Here is a 20,147-nt window from a genome sequence, read left to right as displayed (position 1 = left end):
TATCATCGCTCTTTTAAAACCTCTTCGCAGCGCTTGCAAGGGGTGTTTTCTAACTCGCTTTTGAAACGCCAACACCTGGGGCATTTATAAAAAGGGGCTTTAAAGAGCGTGAATGCTGGCGTTTCGCTTAATTTTTCTTTTGCAACCCCCACAAAGCTCACCATCAGCAATTCTTCTATCAAATTTTCACGCAACGCTTTTTCTTTTACCTCAATAGCGCACTCCAACGAATTTTTGATCACGCCTTCTTTTTTCAATCGGTCTAACTCTTCATTAAAGGCAGAACGCAAGGCTAAAACGGCTTCAAAATTTTCTGGTTTTTTAAACTCTTTGAGGTGGAGTTTTTCTGAAACGCTAATGCCTTTTAAATCAAACACATCTTTGGCTTGTAAAAACGCGCACAGCACCTGACTATGCTCTAAAACCTCTTCAATCGTGTGCGTTAAAATCGGGGCTAAAAAGTAGCACAATTGACTAGCCACAGCGAGTAAGACCATTTGAATGGCTTGGCGTTTTTTATTGTTTTTGCTATCGCAATACAAGCTATCCTTACAAGCGTCTAAATAAATCCCGCTCAATTCATTGGTAACAAACGCCATTAAAATATTCAAGCCTTTCACAAAATCATGCTCTTCAAACGCGCTATTGACTCCAGCACTTATGGTTTCTAAAGCCTCTAATATAAAATGATCTAAAGGGCTAAAATCATGGGAGCGTTCTAAATCCTTAAGATCCATATCGCTAAAATTAGCGAGTAAGAATTTCAGGGTGTTGCGGAATTTTTTATAATGCTGTTCTGTTTGAGTGAAAAAGGTTTGAGAGACCCTCAAATCGTTTTGATAGTCATTAAACGCCACCCACAAACGCACCACATCGCTCCCATGCTTTTTGAGTAAATTATCCAAAGACACCACATTGCCCTTAGATTTGCTCATTTTCTCGCCCTTTTCATCTACGATAAAGCCATGCGTAATGACCTTTTTAAAAGGGGCTTGATTATTTAAAACACAACCGATTAGAAGCGAGCTTTGAAACCACCCCCTATGCTGATCGCTCCCTTCTAAAATCACATCGCTAGGGCTTTGCCCTTTTTCTCCATGGTAGTCTTCTAAAACCGCCTTAAAGGTGCTACCGCTATCAAACCACACGTCTAAAATGTGCATGATTTTCTCATAATGCTTGGCGTCCTCTTGATAGCTAGGGGGTAACAAATCCTTCACGCTAGACTCCCACCACACATCACAGCCTTTTTTTTCAAAAAGATTGGCCACATGCTCTAAAACTTCGCTTTCAAAACAAGGCTTATTCGCACGTTTGTCTATGAAAAAGGCCAGTGGCACGCCCCATTTTCTTTGCCGGCTCAAGCACCAATCAGGGCGGTTTTCTATCATGGTTTTTAGGCGGTTTTTCCCGCTGCTTGGCACAAATTCCACCTTTTCAATCGCATCTAAAGCCACTTCTCTTAAGGTTTTTTGAGAGCCATCATTTTGGATGAAAGGCTCATCCATTAAAATAAACCATTGCGTGGTCGCTCTGTAAATCACAGGCTTGTGCGTCCTCCAGCAATGCGGGTAGGAATGCTCAATCTCTTGCTCTAGCAATAAAGAATCGCCCAATTGCTCTATAATGCGTTTTTGAGCCTTAAAAACATGCTCGCCCAGATAGCTTTCATCTAATAGTTGGTTATGGATAATGCCCTCATCATAGCAACCTTTCTCATCTACGGACATTAACACTTCTAAATTATATTTTAAACCTAAATAATAGTCCTCTTCACCATGCCCGGGAGCGGTATGCACGGCTCCTGTGCCATCTTCTAAACCGACATGCTCTCCTAGAGTGATTAGGGAATCTCTTTGGTTTAAAGGATTGAGTGCTTTCAAGTATTCTAAATCATTGGAATTGAATTCATGCACAATCTCACTATCCACCACCCCTAAAGCGGCTAATTTTTCATGCAAGGCTTTAGCGACTAAATAGCCTTTTTGGGTGAGCGCATAAACAGCGTCTTTTTTCAAAGCGATCGCTACATTCGCATACAAAGTCCAAGGCGTGGTCGTCCAAATCACCAAGCTCGCTTTTTTGACTTTTAACTTTTCTAAACTCTCCTTTTTCAAACCAAACGCCACGAAAATGGAGGGCGATTTTTTCATCTTGTATTCCACTTCAGCTTCCGCTAAAGCGCTCTCGCATGCATAACTCCAATAAATAGGCTTATGGCGCTCTTTCAAAAGCCCTTTTTTAGCCACTTCCACTAAAGCCCTATAAATGCTCGCTTCAAATTTAAAATCCATGGTTTTATAGGGATCTTCAAAATCCCCCAAAACGCCTAATTGCAAAAATTCATTCTTTTGGATTTCTAAAAACTTTTTCGCATGATCTCGGCACTTTTCTCTAAACAGCGTGGGGTTTTCTAGGCTTGTTTTTTCTTTTTCCAATTGCTCTAAAATTTGCTGCTCAATGGGCAAGCCATGACAATCCCAACCGGGCGTGTAATAGATTTTCTTCCCTTTAAAATATTCTCTTTTAACGACAATGTCTTTTAAAATTTTATTTAAGGCATGCCCTAAATGCAAATGCCCGTTCGCATAAGGCGGCCCATCATGCAAAGTGAAATCCCCATGGTTATCTTTCCTAGCTTGCATGCGTTTGAACGCTTGTTGCTTTTGCCATTTGGCGTAAGTTTTAGGCTCATTAACGCTCAAATTCCCTTTCATAGAAAAGGTGGTTGTGTTTAAGTTTAGGGTGTCTTTGTATTCTTTCACTGATTAATCCTTAGTCTTTTATCTTTATTCTTTTGTTTTAGGAGCGATATAAAGGTGTGTGTCTTTTCGCGGCACATTTTTTAAAGTGGGGATTTGTAAAATCGTGTATTCTTCTATCCCTTTTAAATAATGCAAGCTAATCACATCGCCTATTTTCACTTCTTTACTAGGCTTAGTGCAACTCCCATTGAGCCACACCGCCCCCACATTGCACATATCTGTCGCTAAAACGCGCCGCTTCACTAAACCCACTGATTGTAAAAATTTGTCTATTCGCATGCGTTTATTTTACCCTATTCTTTAAGTTTTTATCCATAACTTATAAGGGTTTTAGTTTTAGCATGTTAGCATTCAGCCACCACTCTTTTTAAGGAATTTGCTTGAAGTTTCAAATTGTGAGTTTGTTAGCCGCTCTTTTATTAGCCTCTTGCTTGCCCCCTAAAGGCCATCATTCTGGTTTGGTGAATATGTATATCGCTCATCAAGGCCAAAGCGTGCGCACTTATTGGCGCAAAATTGATAGAGGAGTTGTCGCCAAACACAATGAAACGCTTAAGAAAAACCCTAAAGCAAAGCTCAAAGACCCTAGGGGACCTTTATTCATGCTAGGGAGTAATCGCTTCATGCTTTTATGGAAAAACCGCTATACTTTAGCCAAAGTCCAATCGTTCAAGCTAGAGCCTGGGTTTTATTACTTGGATTCTTTTAGCGTGGAAACTCAAAAAGGCATCTTGCAAAGTGCTCCTGGCTATTCATACACCAAAAATGGCTATGATTTTAAAAATAACCACCCCTTTTTCCTAGCCTTTGAAGTCAAACCTGACAGCAAAACCATTCTTCCTAGCGTGGAATTGAGCCTGATTAAAACCCCTAGAGGCTTTTTAGGGGTGTTTTTATTTGACAACAACGAAAAGGGGGCCAATACCCAATGGATTGAAGGGAGCTTGAATTTAAAGCTTAAAAACGCTTCTTTTAAAGACGCATGGGAGTTGGAACGATAAAACGCAAGGCTTTGTTTTATGGAGCGTTGGTATTAAAATATTAAAAAGTCTTAACGATACTATATAAATAAAAATTTACTTTTTATGGGCATTGATGAGTATTAATGAGCGTTTGTAAAAATAAAAATCAAGCGTGTTGGTTTGATTGGATTTAATGGGTTTGATTAGAATGGGTTAGAATGGAATGATCGTATTTTGAAGTCAAAGCCAGAGACAACCCTAGTCAAGTTGCCCCTAGCCACACCGATATTACTCGTGATGCCCGTGGCAGCAACCTTCTTCTTGATGATGACTATCGCTAGTGCTGCAACAACCTTCTTCATGATGAGAGCTGTGGTGGTGATGGTGGTGTTCGCCGCCATGATAATGGTGGTGGTGTGTGTGGTGGTGATGGTGGTGGTGTCCGCCGTGTTGTTCTTCATGGTGTGCCATGATGACTCCTTTGATTAAAAATTTAAATTCTAGCTTACTGGCTAGGATTTTATTTTACAGTATAAAATCTAATCAATTGTTAATGGAAGAAATTTTGACGCTAATTTTTAAATTTTTGCTACTTGATAGGGAGGGTTACAAACAAATCGCCTAACAGCGGATATTAAATCCATTGCCATTAAAATTTTTGATTTTGAAAGAAAATTCGCACTTAAAAGAAAGAGTTAAAAGTCAAAAAGCAGCCCTAAGGCCGCCCCCACAAACGCCCCAATCAATATTGTTGGTTTTGTTGGTGTGCTTGTTGTTGTTGCTGTTGTTGAGCTTGTTGCTCTGCTTGTTGTTCGGCGTGTTGTTGCGCGTTATGGTGATGGTGTTCGCCGCCATAATAATGGTGGTGGTGTGCGTGGTGATGGTGGTGGTGGTGTTGGCTGTTAGCCTGTTGTTGTTGCTGTTGTTGCGCTTGGTGTTGTTGTTCATGGTGTGCCATGATGACTCCTTTAATTGAAATTTAAATTCTAGCTCATTGGCTAGGATTTCATTTTATAATGCAAAATCTAACCAATTATTAACGGAAAAGATTTTAATACTAATTTTTAATACGAGCGCCAATTTAAACGCTTCTATCGTCAAAACTACCAACATCTTTGGATGAAAAAAGCTATAATAAAAAAGTTGCATTAAAAAGGAAAGACAAATCCCCTTTTTAAGGTATAATACTAGGAATTAAAAGCGTGCTATGGTAGTAGCTAAAAAGTCTTTAGGACAGCATTTTTTAACGGACGAGTCGTTTTTAGACAGAATCGTTAATGCTTTGCCCCCCTTAAACCCATTGAAATTAATTGAAATTGGCGTGGGACTAGGGGATTTGACTCTTAAGTTGTTGGATCGCTATCCTTTAAAGACTTATGAGATAGATAGCAGCTTGTGCGAGAAAATGCGATCAAAACTAAAGGCGCAAAAAAAGCCTTTTGAATTAGAATTAGTGGAAAAAGACGCTCTTTTTTTGAAAGAAGAAGAGCCTTATTTTTTGATCTCTAATTTGCCTTATTATATCGCTACTAGGCTTGTTTTAAACGCGCTCAAAGACCCTAAATGCAGGGGCTTATTGGTGATGACGCAAAAGGAAGTGGCGCTCAAGTTTTGCGCTAAAGATTCACAGAACGCTTTAAGCGTTTTGGCTCACACAATAGGGGACGCTACCCTTTTGTTTGATGTGCCGCCTAGTGCGTTTAGCCCGTCTCCAAAGGTGTTTTCTAGCGTGTTTGAAGTGATTAAAGAGCCGCTGAAAGAAAAGGCGTTAGCTTCATTAGCCCAAGCGCCATTTTTTGAAGAAGCCCTACAAAAAGGGTTTGAAATGTTGGAAGATTTTTTGAAAGCTTGTTTCTCATCTCCTAGGAAGACGCTTTCAAACAATCTTAAAAAAAGCGTTTCTTATAAAGAAAAGCTTGATAAGGTGTTAGATTTTCTAGCGTTAGAAAATCAACCAACAAGCGTGAGGGCGTCTGAGATACAAGATTATCTCAAGCTCTTAGAATACCTTTTAAAAGGCTAATGCCTTTTTAAAAAATTGAAATAAAGGAATAATCGTTATGACGGATAACAACCAAAACAATGAAAACCATGAAAACAGCAGTGAAAATTCAAAAGCTGATGAGATGCGAGCCGGAGCGTTTGAGCGATTCACCAACCGCAAAAAGCGTTTCAGAGAAAATGCGCAAAAAAACGCAGAGTCTTCAAACCATGAAGCGCTTTCGCACCATAAAAAAGAGTATCGCCCCAACAAAAAACCAAACCACCACCACAAAGCTAAACACGCCCCCCAAAAGACTAGAAATTACGCCCAAGAAGAGCTAAATAGCAATAAAGTAGAGGGCGTTACGGAAATTTTGCATGTGAATGAGAGGGGGACTTTAGGCTTTCATAAGGAACTCAAAAAAGGCGTTGAAGCGAATAACAAGATCCAAGTGGAGCATTTAAACCCGCATTATAAGATGAATCTAAACTCTAAAGCGAGCGTTAAGATCACGCCTTTAGGGGGCTTGGGCGAGATTGGGGGGAACATGATGGTCATTGAAACCCCAAAAAGTGCGATCGTGATTGATGCGGGCATGAGCTTCCCTAAAGAGGGGCTTTTTGGCGTGGATATTTTAATCCCGGATTTTTCCTACTTGCACCAAATCAAGGACAAAATCGCCGGCATTATCATCACCCATGCCCATGAAGATCACATAGGGGCCACGCCTTATTTGTTTAAAGAGTTGCAATTCCCCCTTTATGGCACGCCTTTGAGTTTGGGGCTGATTGGGAGCAAGTTTGATGAACATGGTTTGAAAAAATACCGCTCGTATTTTAAAATCGTAGAAAAGCGTTGCCCCATTAGCGTGGGCGAATTTATCATTGAATGGATCCACATCACGCATTCTATCATTGACAGCAGCGCTTTGGCGATCCAAACTAAAGCCGGAACCATCATCCACACCGGCGATTTTAAAATCGATCACACCCCAGTGGATAATTTGCCCACGGATTTGTATCGTTTAGCACACTATGGCGAAAAGGGGGTGATGCTTCTTTTAAGCGATTCCACTAACTCCCATAAATCCGGAACCACGCCGAGTGAAAGCACCATAGCGCCGGCTTTTGATACCCTTTTTAAAGAAGCGCAAGGGAGGGTGATTATGAGCACCTTCTCTAGCAATATCCACCGAGTTTATCAAGCCATCCAATACGGCATTAAATACAACCGCAAGATCGCTGTGATCGGGCGCTCTATGGAAAAAAACCTAGACATCGCCAGAGAATTAGGCTATATCCATTTGCCTTATCAATCTTTTATTGAGGCCAATGAAGTCGCTAAATACCCGGATAATGAAGTCTTAATTGTAACGACCGGCTCACAAGGCGAAACCATGAGCGCGCTTTATCGCATGGCGACTGATGAACACCGCCACATTTCTATCAAACCCAACGATTTAATTATCATCTCCGCTAAAGCCATTCCTGGCAATGAAGCGAGCGTTTCAGCGGTATTGAATTTTTTAATCAAAAAAGAAGCTAAAGTGGCTTATCAAGAATTTGACAGTATCCATGTGAGCGGGCATGCCGCCCAAGAAGAGCAAAAACTCATGTTAAGACTCATCAAGCCTAAGTTTTTCTTGCCCGTGCATGGGGAATATAACCATGTCGCGCGCCACAAGCAAACCGCTATTTCTTGCGGAGTGCCTGAAAAAAATATCTATTTAATGGAAGATGGTGATCAAGTGGAAGTCGGCCCTGCGTTCATTAAAAAAGTGGGCACGATTAAAAGCGGGAAAAGCTATGTGGATAACCAAAGCAATTTGAGTATTGACACAAGCATTGTGCAACAAAGAGAAGAAGTCGCTAGCGCTGGGGTGTTTGCCGCTACGATTTTTGTGAATAAAAACAAACAAGCGCTTTTAGAAAGCTCTCAATTTTCCAGTTTAGGGCTTGTGGGCTTTAAAGATGAAAAGCATTTGACAAAAGAAATTCAAGGGGGATTAGAGTTGTTATTGAAATCCAGCAACGCCGAAATTTTGAATAGCCCTAAGAAATTAGAAGATCACACCCGTAATTTCATCAGAAAAGCGCTCTTTAAAAAGTTTAGAAAATACCCGGCTATCATTTGCCATGTCCATGCCACTTGATTACAATGCTATCGCCGCGCAAGTCTTAAGAGATGAAGCGAGCGCGCTTTTAGAAAGCGTTAAGCAATTCCAAAAACCTAACGATTTAGAAGCGATTGTCAAGCTCATTTTAAAAAGCCAAGAAAAAGGGGGTAAGCTTGTGATAGTGGGCGTGGGTAAGAGCGCTTTAGTGGCGCAAAAAATCGTTGCTTCTATGTTAAGCACCGGTAACAAAAGCGCGTTTTTACACCCCACAGAAGCCATGCATGGGGATTTGGGCATGGTGGAAAAAAACGATGTGATCTTAATGATTAGTTACGGGGGCGAGTCTTTAGAATTATTGAATCTGGTGAGCCATTTAAAACGCTTAAGCCATAAAATCATCACTTTCACTAAAAGCCCTAATAGCTCGCTCTCCAAACTCGGCGATTATTATTTGAGTTTGAAAATCAAAAAAGAAGCTTGCCCGATCAACACCGCTCCAACGACTTCTACCACCCTAACTCTAGCGTTAGGCGATGTTTTAATGGCATGCTTGATGCGAGCGAAAAACTTTAGCCAAGAAGATTTTGCCTCCTTTCATCCGGGCGGGCTTTTAGGCAAAAAACTTTTTGTCAAGGTTAAAGACTTGTTGCAAACCACGGACCTCCCCCTAATCGCTCCTAATACAAGTTTTAAAGACGCGCTCATAGAAATGAGTGAAAAACGCTTGGGCAGCGCGATTTTAGTCAATGAGGCTAACGAGCTTGTAGGGGTGTTAAGCGATGGCGATGTCCGTAGGGCGCTATTAAAAGGGCTTAGCTTGGAGAGCGAAGTGAGGTATTTTGCCACTTTAAAACCTAAAAGCTTTAAGAATTTAGACGCTCTTCTTTTAGAAGCGTTAGAATTTTTAGAACGCCATAAGATCCAGCTTTTAGTGTGCGTAGATGATCATAATAAGGTTTTAGGGGTCTTGCACTTGCACCAACTTTTAGAATTAGGGCTTAAAGCATGAAAGCGAGCATTTATGATTTCACTCTAAAGGAATTGAGTCAGCTTTTAAAACCAAGCTTTAGGGCTAAACAGCTTTATTTGTGGCTCTATGCGAAGTATAAAACAAGCTTTAAAGACATGCAAAATAATTTTTCAAAAGATTTTATTGCTTATTTAGAGCAAGAATTTACTTTGCGCACGATAGAAATCACGCATGTGAGAAAGAGCGTTGATGGCTCTAAAAAATACCTTTTTAAATCTTTAAGAGACAACCACACTTTTGAAGCGGTGTTGTTGAAAATGAAAGACAAAAAGATTGATAAAGAAACTAACGCCGTTTTAGAGGGGGAAAAATACACCGTGTGCGTGTCTTGTCAAATCGGCTGTCAAGTGGGTTGCTCGTTTTGTTTCACTCAAAAAGGCGGTTTTGTAAGGAACTTAAAAGCGAGCGAGATCATCCAGCAAGCCCTACTCATTAAAGAAGACAATAACCTCCCCATTGAAAAAGCATTCAACATTGTTTTTATGGGAATGGGCGAACCTTTGAACAATTTAGATGAGGTGTGTAAGGCGATTGAGATTTTTAATACCGGCATGCAAATTTCGCCTAAAAGGATCACCATTTCCACGAGTGGCGTAGCCGATAAAATCCCCATTTTAGCGGGCAAAAATTTAGGCGTGCAATTAGCCATATCTTTACACGCCGTAGATGACAAAACGCGCTCGTCTTTAATGCCCTTGAATAAAAAATACAACATTGAATGCGTTTTGAATGAAGTGAGGAAATGGCCTTTAGAGCAGCGCAAAAGAGTGATGTTTGAATACCTTTTGATTAAAGATCTAAACGATAGCTTGGATTGCGCTAAAAAACTTTTAAAACTTTTAAACGGCATTAAATCCAAAGTGAATTTGATTTTATTCAACCCGCATGAAGGCTCTAAGTTTGAGCGCCCTAGCTTAGAGAGTGCTAGAATGTTTGCGGATTTTTTAAACTCCAAAGGTTTATTATGCACCATTAGAGAGTCTAAAGCCTTGGATATTGAAGCGGCTTGCGGGCAATTGAGAGAGAAAAAGCTCCAGCAGAAAATTTAAAAAACCACTCCCTTAAAAACCCGTATTCATAGACTTTAGGCCATTTGCCATGCGTGTTTGGTGCCATTCAAAGGGTGTTTTTAAGGGGGTTTGTTGTAGGATTTCATCACGCCCCATAGTTACGATATGGGGCAGACCAACATTGTAAGGAGCATGCCATGAAACACAAAAGTGGCAAACGCTCTTGGAGATCATTATACTTTGAGTTTGCTTTTTTGGGGCTTAAAGTGATCGTTTCTGTGAAACGCTGATTTTTCTAATAGCGTTCCCCTGGGTTTAAAGGCTTAGGGGTTTCCTTTAAAAAGCGGGTTTGCCTTTAACTTTTGGGGCGTTGGTCATTTTGTTGTAAAACTTATTTTTTTAAGGGGATAGAGATAATTCTCCCCTCTATAAAACTAAATCCCCCTCATAGAGTGCTTTTAAAAAATACCGCTTGCTCTAGCTTTTTGATTATTTGTCTTAAAAATCACTCCCTTAAAAACCCGTATTCATAGACTTTAGGCTGTATTTCTTCGGCAAGATCTTTTAGGGCGTCTTGCAAGTTAGCGTAAAGCTGTTTGTAATATTTATCTTTGGCTTTGGTGGGTAAATTTAATTTGCCTTGCTTGTTACGGCCTTGAAAAAATTCTTTGATGTCATAAAGGCTTGCGTCGTTAGCGTTATAGGGGGTGTGGGTGAAATCTTGGGTGTGGTAATAGCGATAGATCTCTTTGCCAGCGTCAAACACCTTTGAAGCGCTCGGGCTGAATTTTAGGGGTTTGTTTTCTTTTTTGACGCTTAAAAAGAGGCTGTCGCTCTTTTTAGGCTCTTTGATTTCGCCTTTTAAAAAGTCTAATAAAGCGTGGCTAGAATATCTTTCTTTAGAATTGACTTCATCTTCGCTAAAGGGGATAAAATGATTGATCCCTTGAGCGGTAGTGATGCGGTTTTGGGTGTGAAAAAGCATGAAAATCAAACAATTGCTTTTAAACTCGCTATCGTCTTGGAAAGCGTCATCATAAGGGGCGTAGAATTGATCCCTATCGTTTTGCCATGTGGCTTTGATGCAATGGCGGGCAGAGAAATAGATCGCGCCGATTAGAAGGTTTGTGAGGGTTAAACCAAAAAAAGTAATGTTGCGTTTAAGATTTTTGTTATTTGCTAGATTAACAAATTTATTGTTTTGAAAATCCACGCCAGCGCAATCAATAAACCCTAAAATATTAGAATTATTTATATTGTATTGCTTTAAATATTGGTTTATATTTTTAACCTTATCCACTATCGGCTTAAAAGTTTTATACCCCAAAAATCCGCCAGAGGAGTCAAACACTTCTAAATTGAGCGCGTTGGTTGGTTTTAAGGGGGGGGGGGTAGCAGTATCCCAAACTAAAAAGCCAATGGGGAATTGCCCTGTCACGTTATCAAAGCTATCCGCAGGCACCATAAACCCCTCTAAAAATTTAGCCTTAAAAACTTCTCTGAATTTTTTAAAATTGCTAGAGTTAAGGTATTTGAGCGTTGAAAAACTCGCCATGATGCAACCATCCAATTCCTTATAAATGCGCATGAAAAATTGAGCGAAAAGTTCGTTATTGGCTTTATTTAATTCATCTTCATACTTCTTGCAAATAAGATTGCCCCTAGCCACTAAATCTTTATTCTTCCCTGTGCCGCTAGGCGTTTTAGCCGAAGTCGCTTCCGCATACGGCGGGTTGATGTAAATGATGAGCTTTTTTCGTTTCTCTTCATCTTTTAAGATTTCTTGCAAGCTTTTTGGCGTTTTATCGCTGAAAAAATCATCGTTTAAAAAGTCAAATTGAAAAACATGATTTTCCAGTAGTTTTAAGTGGTTTTTTGCAGCCAGATCTTTAACGATTGCCACATCGTTATGATCTAAAGTGGATAGATACAAATTAGCCTTATTCAATAAACCCTGAAGCAAATTCCCAGTCCCCCCAGCACAATCCCAAATGATATAATTCTCTTGATAATCTTGTCCCAAAGCTTTGGCTAAATATTCTTGACTCTTTTCTACCCAGATTTTAGGGGTAAAAAACGCCCCTTTCCTTTCTCTCACATCGCTTGGCACTAACAAATCGCGCCGCTCTAAAATAAAAGCTTGAAACTCTAATTTAGGAGGCCTTTCATAAATCCTCCAAAATTCTTTATGGGCTTGTTGGCCGTCTGTGAAACCAACTTCCATAAAATCCATTTTACCTAACTCATTCACACCCCTTTTCAATTTATAATAATTGGAGCTTAAAATCGTGTGCAATTTCTCAATAATGGTTTTATCGCCATCGCTGAGCAAATCCGCTAAATAATAGTCTGCGTCTAAAACCCCTTTAGTTTTAGCCACCTCCCAATCTATGTCAATGGTGGGTTTGACAGCTTCAATCCACTTTTGATAGATCGTAAAGAAATTATTTTTATCAATTTGGATTTTGTTGAGTGGATGGCTAGAGTTTAAATTATTTTCAATAAATTCTTTGCATTCCTGACTTTGGGTTTTAAAGTCAAAAACCGATTTATGGGATTTGCTCATGGCTTTAAACGCATCTAAAGCGTGTTTAAAACCTTCTGTGTTGTGGTTGCTTGGGGTGATAGAAAAATCTATATCGCTTTTATAAAAAAAGCTTGTGATCGTGTCATCAAAGGCGATAAATTCTATTTTAAAAGCGTTAAAAGCGCACAAATAAGGTGGCGTGTGGTGGGTATAAAGCCTGTGCTTGCCTATGGTTAAAAGAAGTTGCGTGAAAGCTTTGTCCAAATCATCAAAATCGCCCCTTTTAGCTTCGCCCCATAAAATGGGTAAGGTGGCGTTAGAATGCTTATAGCTTAACATGAAATCTATTTTATCCCCGCTATAAAGGAATTTTTTATCCTTAAAGAACTCGGCTTTGATCTGGCTTTTTAAGGGTTCTTCATTGAGGTTGCTGCAATCTAAAAGCATTCAAAACACCACCGTTTTGTTTTCATGCACAAACACCCTGTCTTCTAAAACGAGTTTTAAAGCCCTAGCCAAAACCAGTTTTTCTATATCCTTACCCGCTAGGCGCATTTTTTCCACGCTGTAGTTGTGGTTAATGGGCAGAGTGTCTTGTAAAATAATTGGCCCGGCATCAAGGCTTTCATTCACAAAATGCGCCGTGGCCCCGATGACTTTCACGCCCCTTTCAAACGCTTGCTGGTAAGGGTTAGCCCCAATGAATGCGGGCAAGAAACTATGATGGATATTGAGAATCTGATTTTCATAGCGCTTCGTAAAATCATGGCTTAAAATGCGCATGTATTTGGCTAAAACGAGCAGATCCGCGCTCACTTTGTGCTGTAATTCCAGGTCTTTAATGGTTGCTAAAACTTCTTTTTCATGCAAAATTTGATCAATACAAGGCGCGTAAAAATAAGGGATGTCAAATTTTTCCACTAAAGGGCGTAAAACCTCGTGATTAGAGATAACGCCTAAAATTTGAGCGTTCAATTCCCCCCCATACACCCTTAAGAGCAAATCCCCTAAGCAATGGCTCTCTTTAGTAGCGAGTAAAATGATGTTTTTTTTATGCGTTAAAATGACTTCAATCAATAGCTCGCTAAAGTTTTCTAAGGCTTTAAAAAGAGCGGTTTTTAAGGATCGTTCTTCTTGTTCTTTAATTTCAGTATTCAAGGGCTTGATTTCTTTTTGGATTTTTAGCCGCATGAAAAAGCGCTGTTTTAAGGGATCAACAAATTCATCGTTTTTAACGATGTTATAGCCCTTGTTAGCGATAGTGGCGCTAATGGTGCTCACCAAGCCTTTAGAGTCTTTGGCTTGAATTTTTAAAATAAATTCTAACATATTCATCTCATCAACAATTGATAACCAAGCGCTTGCGTGATGATATTACTCGCTGATTGCGTGGCCTTTTCAATGAAACGTTCCATGGGGCTTTTTTCTAGCCAATAAGCTTTTTTAACCTTACTCAATTCCATTAAGCGATCTTGGGCTTGTTGAATCGTGCTGATTTTATCAATGAGTTTTAATTTTAGAGCGTTTTGAGCGCTAAAAACCTTCCCTTCAGCAAAATCCTTATAATCCTTAGCGTCTAATTTCCTAGCTTTTGCGACATCATTCACAAACATTTGGTATTGCTCATTGACTAAATTTTGCAAAAATTCTTTTTCATTGGGTTTCCATGCCCTGGTGAAAGTGCCTATTTCTTTATATTCGCCCGCATGCACGCCTTGAGTGGCTACGCCGACTTTATTGAGCAAATTTTCCACATTCGCGCTAGAAAAAATCACCCCAATGGATCCTATCAAACTCGCTTTAGAGGCATAAACTTCGCTCGCTTGCATGCCCGCATAATAGCTCCCGCTCGCCATAACCCCCCTAGCATACGCTAAAACGGGCATTTTTTGCTTCAGATCAGCGATTTTTTCGCTCAATTCCACGCTCGCTGACACCGCCCCACCAGGAGAATCAATCAACAATAAAACGCCCTTAATGCTAGGGGTTTTTAGGATTTTATCCACTTCTTTGTCAAAATCCTCGGTGCTAAAAATCGCCCCATTTAAATAGAGTTTAGCGAGATTGGGCGGTTCGCTTGGTGCGCTTTCTTTAGCGCTAAAAAAGACTAACACAATCAATAACAGCACAAACGACTTGAAATACTTCGTGATGAAATCTAAAGGCATAATGATTAAAGCCTTAAAGATTTTTTGAATGAAACTCCACATGCAGCTTTTCCTAAACTTAATATTTGACCATAAGAGTGTATTATACTTCAAATGTTTTAAGGATTAAATCATGGCGTGTAAATTTTGCCCCAAGATCAGAAAAACAGATTGGATTTTTATTTTAATCGCCGCTTTAGGCTTTTATGCAGTCAATAAGCTAGGGTATGCGCCCAAATTCAATGCCCCCACTTCAAAATCTTCACACTCTCTTTCGCACCCCATTGAAAAGCCTAATAATATGATTGAAGAAGAAAGGAAAAAACGCTTTATAGAATTGCAAAAAGAATGCTTACTCCATAAAGACAAAAAGGCATGCGAAGAGGTTTTTTAGATTGTTTTTGTTGGTTTTTGTGCTTTTAGGGTCATTGTAAATTTATACGTCCTTTTTGTTTGCAAAAGGCTTTTTTTAGCGGTGGTTTTTAGCTATTCTAACGACCCCCCAACACCCCAAAATTCAAGCACTCTTAAGCTAAGTCTACTATAATCAAAAGATTTTAAAGGGAACTTAAAATCGTATTTATATTTGAGAATTTGATAAAAATATTAAAGGAAAATATATCATGAAAGCCTTTGTGGTTGATTTAGATAGCAGAGAAAATCAAAGTATTTTAAAACCTAGCACACGCTGTTCTAACAACCAAGTCCATCAAATTAATGAAGCGGCCAAAAAGATTTATGAATTGATTAAAAAGGCCAAACATTCTAACGATGACATCATCTTAAACCACAATGAAATTAAAGAAGCCTTTTTTAGCCCGTTCAAACCGCAGCTAAAAACCGTTCAAGTGTTCCTCTCGCACTCGCATGCAGACATAAATAAGGCTTTAGAAGTTAAAAACTATTTAGAAAACCAAATAAAACGCAAAGTGTTTATAGACTCGCTTTTTTGGGATTATAAAGACGATGTTTTAAACAAATTGGCAAAATACGATGATATAAGTAGGATTGAAGACGCTTTCACGCTCATTCTCAGGGAATCTTTACAAGACATGATCAAAAAATGCCCCTATTTTGTGTTTTTACAGAGTAAGAATAGCGTTTCCAATCAAGGGCTATCGCGCATCACTTATTCCGCATGGATTTATGAAGAATTAAAGATCGCTAACACTTTTATAACTGGCACTACTCTAAAAGAATCGCACATTAAAGCCATGTGCGTTTCTTACGATGTCACAAACTTATTAAGGAGGTTTAAACCTATCTCTCTTGATAGTTTGTGCAAGAAAATCGCTCCTAATCTTATAACAAAGGATACAAAATGAAAACTTATCAAAAATTACTAAGTGCAAGCTGTTTGGCGTTGTATTTAGTGGGCTGTGGGAATGGTGGTAGCAGTGAATCGCCGATTGAGATGATTGCAAATAGCGAGGGTGCGTTTCAAATCGACTCCAAAGCAGATAGCGTTACTATTCAAGGCGTGAAGCTTAATCGGGGTAATTGTGCTGTCAGTTTTTCTCAAGTATATGCTCGATCAATTTCTGTGCAAGACTTTAAAAATGAAGCAAGTGCGTACGAGTATATAAAAGATAAGAAAAGGTTAGCAGACATGCAGAATAAAATTTCTCAATTAGAACAAAAGGGTTTGATGATGGAACATCAAACCCTTAAATTTGGGGAAAAAATAGAGGGCATTTCTCAAGGGTGCGATATTATAGAGGCAGAAATACAGACCGATAAAGGCTCCTGGACTTTTAACTTCAACAGATAATCAGGCAAATATGGACAATCATAACCCCACAGACAGAGCAAAAATCCTTATAGAAGAGCTTAAAATATTACAAGGCGTTATCAACAGAATGGCACAAAATTCTTTGGAGTGCAAGAAATGGACACTCGCGCTCGCTGTGGGTGTCTTATCCCTCAAAATAGAGGCGATCTCTCATCTTTATGGGTTATGCGTTTTAGGGTGTTGTTAGCATGTTTTTATCTTTTAGACGCTTATTATCTCACGCAAGAAAGGTTGTTTAGGGAGCAATACCAATGGCTGATAAAAAACAGACCCAAAACCGATGAAAGGCTGTTTGAAGTCTTTCCTGCTCATCAAACTTGCCGGTGCGTGCAATTCTTATGCTCCATGTTTTCGTTTAGCCTTTTCCCTTATTGGGTGTTAGGTCTTTGCTTGGTGGTCTATGGTTTTGTTTTGAATTCTGTTTCAATGAAGTGTTGGCTATAAAAGAGCCTGACTTCAATCAAACGATAACTTTTGAAGCGTTTTAAGATTTAGGGTATCGCAAAATAACCACTCCCTTATATGCATTTCACAAAAAATAAAACTTAACACGCAAGAAATCAAAAACAAGAAACAAAACNTTTTCATGTTTTCTCCTTTTTAAATTGGATTGTAGTATTAGGGATTTCATACATTAGAATGCATTTGTATTGGAATGTATTTGGAGTATTATAGCATAAAGCGTTTTTTTTTTTTTGTCATTTGGGGAAAATTTTGTCATTTTTTTACTTTTGATGCTTTTTGTTTGGTTTGGTGGTGTGGTGTGGTGGTGTGGTTTGAAAGATTGGTTGCGGAGAATGGATTTGAACCACTGACCTTTGGGTTATGAGCCCAACGAGCTACCGGACTGCTCTACTCCGCGACACGCTAATAAAGGAAAAATGGCTGGGGTGCAAGGATTCGAACCTCGGAATGCCAGGACCAAAACCTGGTGCCTTACCGCTTGGCGACACCCCAAAAACTAAAAGAAGCATTATACAAAAGCTTTTTAAAAAAGTCAAGCTAAAACGCTATAATCCCACTATGGAAAAAGCATTTAACCCTCTCATTTATGAACGCTATCTAAAAAAGAAAGAAACCTTTTTGCTGTTTAAAAAAATCGCTCAAGTGTCTGCGTTTAAAAATTTAAAGCTCCAGCTCAAGCGAAGAGAGGTGATCAATCGTTATGTCGCTGGAATTTTAGGGGATTTAAAGAAAGGGTTTAGATACGCCAAAATTGAGCATCAAATCCTAAAAATCTATTTCACGCACCCAAGTTTCTTGAAAGCCTTTAAGATAGAAGAAGATTATTACACCAAGAATTTGAAAGCCCATTTTTTAGAAACGCAAAAAATCCTAAAAGCTTTAAATTACCCTTTTGATTTTAAAACTATCCAAGCGAGTATTAGGAAAAGGCCTTACCAAAAACCGGTTGTCAAAAAAGAAAAACCCCCTAAAAGCGTGAATGTCAATTGCGAAGGTTTGAGCGATTTCACTAAAAAGCAATTTCTAAAGTTCAAACGCACTTGTAACGATAATACGCCGCGCACACCCCCTTGAGAGCTGACCATGCAACTGCCGATCGGATTTTGCGGGGTGCAAGTTGTGGCGAATAGCGAGCAGTCTAGGGGCTTAGAGCAATTTTTGAAGCTCAAACGCGCTTGTAACGATAATACGCCGCGCACGCCCCCTCAGAGCTGACCATGCAACTGCCGATCGGATTTTGTGGGGTGCAAGTTGTAGCGAATAGTGAGCAGTCTAGGGGCTTAGCGATGCCTTTTAAAATCTCCCCGCACTTGCATGCTTTGTTTTCTTTGGAGGTTTTGTGGCTTAAATGTTCTTTAAAGACTTTTTCAGCGTCATAAGAGGCGAATATTTCTTTAAGCTTTAGGGCGGAACGTTTGATATTCCCTAACCCTCTCCATTCAAAATTTTCCCTAACTTCCATGCATGCATTCACTAACTCTTGCGCTTTTGTATTCCCTCCATAGCTCACCGCTCTTTTGTATTGGATTTCTAGCTTGGCTTCTTTGTTTAAGGCTTGTTTGATAAGCATCAGCACGCTTTCTAATATATCCACCGGCTCAAAACCGCTCACAATAATGGGGATTTTAAAGCGATCCACTAAAGGAGCGTAGATTTGAGCGCCGTTCATCACGCTCACATGGCTAGGGGCTAAAAGAGCGTTAATTTGGCATGCTGGATCTTCTAAAATCGCGCTCACGCTAGGAGGCACTAAAATGTGGTTGATGTGGAAAAAAAGGTTGTTAATTTTTTCTTTTTTGGCGCTCAGTAAAACGCTAGCGCTCATCGGCGTGGTGGTCTCAAAACCGATCGCAATGTAGATGACTTTTTTATGAGGGTTTTCTTTAGCGATCTCTAAAGCTTGCATGGGCGAATACAAAAAGCGCGCATCCAGCCCCTTTTCTCTCGCTTGTATCAAACTCCCATAGCTCCCGGGGACTCTCATCATATCCCCTAAACTCAAAACAATGCTATCTTTCATGCTAGCGAGTTCGTAAGCTTCATCAAGGCGCGCTCTTGGCATCACGCATACCGGACACCCTGGCCCATGCACAAACTCTAAATTGTTAGGCATCAAATCCAAAAGCCCGTATTTCATGATAGAATGCGTATGCCCTCCGCACACTTCCATGATGACTAATTTTTTTGTGAGTTTGGAAGCGAGTTTTTTGATTGCATTAGAGAGCGCTAAAATGGTTCGTTTGTCTCTAAAGGGCGAAATGAGGTGATCAACGCTCATTGTTATTATTGCGTTTCGTTCATTTTGGCGATCATTTCTTGATAAAGCTCAATGGATTCTAGGGCTTCTTTTTCATCAATCTTACTCATCACATAGCCGATGTGCAACAACACATAATCGCCCACTTTAACGGACTCGCCCATCAAATCCAAACTCGCCTCTCTTTGAACGCCCAAAGTCTCCAAAATAGCCACATTATCGTTAATGGCTATGACTTTAGAGGGGATCGCTAAACACATTAAAACGAATGCGTGGATTGGTAATTTTCACGCTTTTTTTCTAAAAGGAAGTTTTTAAAATCTTCCAAACTTTTAGGGTCTTTGGAGCTCATTAAAAAAATAGGCGCTTCAGGCTTTAATTTTTGCATGTCTTCTTTGACTTGAGAAACCCTGAAATTAAACACTTCAATCATATCCGCTTTACTGATAATGACCGCATCCGCGCACATAAACATCGTAGGGTATTTTAGCACCTTATCATCGCCCTCTGGGACAGAGAGTAGAACGATATTCATCGCCGCCCCTAGATTATAGCTTGAGGGGCAAACCAGATTCCCCACATTTTCAATGATTAAAAAATCGCTTTTTTCTAACGCTCCCTCATCTTTTAATAAATCAAACGCCCCCTCAATCATGCTCGCTTCCAAATGGCACGCTTCGCCGGTGGTGATCTGGTGTGCGCTCACGCCTTTTTTACGCAATCTGTCCGCATCTCTATTGGTTTGCAAATCGCCCTCTACCACGCAAAATTTAAAGTCTTTAAAATCCGCTAGATTTTCTAGCATCGTGGTTTTACCGCTACCGGGAGAGCTCATGAAATTTAACACATACAGCCCTTCTTTGAGATAGCGTTCTTTCATTTCAGCGGCTTTAATGTCGTTCTTGCTCAAAATCTTTTCCACGATTTTGACATCTTTTTTACTCAAATTAGGGTTATTTTGTAAAGATTCTTTTCGTTGTTCGCTCATGCTTGTTCCTTTCTTTTAAATTTTTCGTATCGTAGCGCGCTTAATTAAACGGCTATGATTTAACCACTTCTTTTATCTTCTTGGCTGATTTTTAGATCAGAAAT

The 20,147-nt window shown here is 39.7% G+C and carries 19 protein-coding genes, 2 tRNA genes and 3 pseudogenes; 11 read left to right on the top strand and 13 right to left on the bottom strand.

Translation table 11 applies throughout. The annotated features are described in order from the left end of the window. Positions 1-2: 2 nt before the first annotated feature. Both ileS and J5F42_RS07740 read right to left on the bottom strand, forming a co-directional pair. Positions 3-2,765: an isoleucine--tRNA ligase gene (gene ileS / locus J5F42_RS07745; RefSeq protein WP_097699304.1), complete on the bottom strand. Its 2,763-nt coding sequence runs from the start codon at positions 2,763-2,765 to the stop codon at positions 3-5. A gap of 24 nt (positions 2,766-2,789) precedes the next feature. Beyond that, positions 2,790-3,044, bottom strand: coding sequence for an RNA-binding S4 domain-containing protein (locus tag J5F42_RS07740; RefSeq protein ID WP_001952774.1), 255 nt, complete (start codon positions 3,042-3,044; stop codon positions 2,790-2,792). Positions 3,045-3,145: 101 nt separating this feature from the next. Here J5F42_RS07740 and J5F42_RS07735 point away from each other — a divergent pair, with 101 nt between their 5' ends. Beyond that, positions 3,146-3,766 (top strand): hypothetical protein, encoded by a 621-nt coding sequence (locus J5F42_RS07735; RefSeq protein WP_097706403.1) that lies wholly within the window; start codon positions 3,146-3,148, stop codon positions 3,764-3,766. Positions 3,767-3,930: 164 nt separating this feature from the next. Here J5F42_RS07735 and J5F42_RS07730 read toward each other — a convergent pair whose 3' ends face one another. The 3 genes and pseudogenes from J5F42_RS07730 to hpnL all read right to left on the bottom strand — a co-directional run. Next, a complete protein-coding gene (locus J5F42_RS07730; RefSeq protein ID WP_230078062.1) occupies positions 3,931-4,128 on the bottom strand; it encodes a hypothetical protein in 198 nt (65 codons plus the stop codon). Then, positions 4,079-4,198 (bottom strand): annotated as a pseudogene (locus J5F42_RS07995) (hypothetical protein); the annotation flags it as partial. The gene J5F42_RS07730 and the pseudogene J5F42_RS07995, both read right to left, overlap by 50 nt. A 271-nt stretch (positions 4,199-4,469) precedes the next feature. Beyond that, positions 4,470-4,625: pseudogene (gene hpnL / locus J5F42_RS07990) on the bottom strand (nickel-binding protein HpnL); the annotation flags it as partial. 309 nt (positions 4,626-4,934) lie between these two features. Here hpnL and rsmA point away from each other — a divergent pair. From rsmA to aapA3, 5 genes are all read left to right on the top strand, one after another. Then, positions 4,935-5,750, top strand: a complete 816-nt coding sequence (rsmA, locus tag J5F42_RS07720; protein ID WP_097699301.1) for a 16S rRNA (adenine(1518)-N(6)/adenine(1519)-N(6))-dimethyltransferase RsmA — start codon at positions 4,935-4,937, stop codon at positions 5,748-5,750. Positions 5,751-5,787: 37 nt separating this feature from the next. Further along, positions 5,788-7,863: a ribonuclease J gene (locus J5F42_RS07715; protein WP_097699300.1), complete on the top strand. Its 2,076-nt coding sequence runs from the start codon at positions 5,788-5,790 to the stop codon at positions 7,861-7,863. Continuing rightward, positions 7,847-8,836, top strand: coding sequence for a KpsF/GutQ family sugar-phosphate isomerase (locus J5F42_RS07710; protein ID WP_097699299.1), 990 nt, complete (start codon positions 7,847-7,849; stop codon positions 8,834-8,836). The genes J5F42_RS07715 and J5F42_RS07710 overlap by 17 nt, the downstream gene beginning before the upstream one ends. Then, a complete protein-coding gene (rlmN, locus tag J5F42_RS07705) occupies positions 8,833-9,906 on the top strand; it encodes a dual-specificity RNA methyltransferase RlmN (protein WP_097699298.1) in 1,074 nt (357 codons plus the stop codon). The genes J5F42_RS07710 and rlmN overlap by 4 nt, the downstream gene beginning before the upstream one ends. A gap of 158 nt (positions 9,907-10,064) precedes the next feature. After that, on the top strand, positions 10,065-10,157 hold the full coding sequence (gene aapA3 / locus J5F42_RS08005; protein ID WP_000681135.1) for a type I toxin-antitoxin system toxin AapA3: 93 nt from the start codon (positions 10,065-10,067) through the stop codon (positions 10,155-10,157). 215 nt (positions 10,158-10,372) lie between these two features. On the opposite strand, the gene J5F42_RS07700 is transcribed toward aapA3, so the two are convergent. Genes J5F42_RS07700 through sppA form a run of 3 tightly spaced genes read right to left on the bottom strand, consistent with a single transcriptional unit; the run spans position 10,373 to position 14,604 of the window. Next, positions 10,373-12,841 carry a hypothetical protein gene (locus J5F42_RS07700; RefSeq protein WP_283491338.1) on the bottom strand — a complete coding sequence of 823 codons (2,469 nt, stop codon included), beginning with the start codon at positions 12,839-12,841 and terminating at the stop codon, positions 10,373-10,375. Continuing rightward, positions 12,842-13,723 carry a formyltetrahydrofolate deformylase gene (gene purU, locus J5F42_RS07695; protein WP_097699296.1) on the bottom strand — a complete coding sequence of 294 codons (882 nt, stop codon included), beginning with the start codon at positions 13,721-13,723 and terminating at the stop codon, positions 12,842-12,844. It abuts the gene before it with no gap. A 2-nt stretch (positions 13,724-13,725) separates the two neighbouring features. After that, a complete protein-coding gene (sppA, locus tag J5F42_RS07690; RefSeq protein WP_097699295.1) occupies positions 13,726-14,604 on the bottom strand; it encodes a signal peptide peptidase SppA in 879 nt (292 codons plus the stop codon). Positions 14,605-14,674: 70 nt separating this feature from the next. Between sppA and J5F42_RS07685 the strand changes: the two genes are divergently transcribed. The 4 genes and pseudogenes from J5F42_RS07685 (at position 14,675) to J5F42_RS07670 (ending at position 16,777) form a co-directional block, all read left to right on the top strand. Then, positions 14,675-14,935, top strand: a complete 261-nt coding sequence (locus tag J5F42_RS07685) for a hypothetical protein (protein WP_283491337.1) — start codon at positions 14,675-14,677, stop codon at positions 14,933-14,935. Positions 14,936-15,164: 229 nt separating this feature from the next. Beyond that, complete coding sequence (locus tag J5F42_RS07680; protein WP_283491336.1) at positions 15,165-15,866, top strand: toll/interleukin-1 receptor domain-containing protein; 702 nt, start codon at positions 15,165-15,167, stop codon at positions 15,864-15,866. Then, entirely contained in the window at positions 15,863-16,312 is a 450-nt protein-coding gene (locus tag J5F42_RS07675) for a hypothetical protein (RefSeq protein WP_000861010.1), read from the top strand. The genes J5F42_RS07680 and J5F42_RS07675 overlap by 4 nt, the downstream gene beginning before the upstream one ends. A 10-nt stretch (positions 16,313-16,322) precedes the next feature. Further along, positions 16,323-16,777: pseudogene (locus J5F42_RS07670) on the top strand (hypothetical protein). Between the two features lie 341 nt (positions 16,778-17,118). Here J5F42_RS07670 and J5F42_RS07665 read toward each other — a convergent pair. Together J5F42_RS07665 and J5F42_RS07660 are read right to left on the bottom strand one after the other, a co-directional pair. After that, positions 17,119-17,195, bottom strand: a tRNA-Met gene (locus J5F42_RS07665). Between the two features lie 20 nt (positions 17,196-17,215). Next, positions 17,216-17,290, bottom strand: a tRNA-Gln gene (locus tag J5F42_RS07660). Between J5F42_RS07660 and J5F42_RS07655 the strand changes: the two genes are divergently transcribed. Beyond that, the gene (locus J5F42_RS07655) at positions 17,246-17,872 is read left to right on the top strand and encodes a helicase DnaB modulator (RefSeq protein WP_283491620.1); all 627 of its coding nucleotides are present in this window, start codon (positions 17,246-17,248) and stop codon (positions 17,870-17,872) included. The genes J5F42_RS07660 and J5F42_RS07655 overlap by 45 nt on opposite strands. 91 nt (positions 17,873-17,963) lie before the next feature. On the opposite strand, the gene hypD is transcribed toward J5F42_RS07655, so the two are convergent. From hypD to hypB, 3 genes are read right to left on the bottom strand one after another with little or no spacing between them, the layout of a single operon-like run. Then, positions 17,964-19,076 (bottom strand): hydrogenase formation protein HypD, encoded by a 1,113-nt coding sequence (gene hypD, locus J5F42_RS07650; RefSeq protein ID WP_283491335.1) that lies wholly within the window; start codon positions 19,074-19,076, stop codon positions 17,964-17,966. Positions 19,077-19,081: 5 nt separating this feature from the next. Further along, on the bottom strand, positions 19,082-19,315 hold the full coding sequence (locus tag J5F42_RS07645; RefSeq protein WP_000335445.1) for a HypC/HybG/HupF family hydrogenase formation chaperone: 234 nt from the start codon (positions 19,313-19,315) through the stop codon (positions 19,082-19,084). Continuing rightward, positions 19,315-20,043, bottom strand: a complete 729-nt coding sequence (gene hypB / locus J5F42_RS07640) for a hydrogenase nickel incorporation protein HypB (protein WP_000003589.1) — start codon at positions 20,041-20,043, stop codon at positions 19,315-19,317. The genes J5F42_RS07645 and hypB overlap by 1 nt, the downstream gene beginning before the upstream one ends. Positions 20,044-20,147 lie beyond the last annotated feature (104 nt).

Origin of the sequence: Helicobacter pylori (assembly GCF_030062585.1) — a bacterium.
Taxonomy (GTDB): Bacteria; Campylobacterota; Campylobacteria; order Campylobacterales; family Helicobacteraceae; genus Helicobacter; species Helicobacter pylori_CN.
The sequence above is the reverse complement of the archived record's forward strand: the minus strand, read 5'-3'. Positions and strand labels throughout refer to the sequence as shown.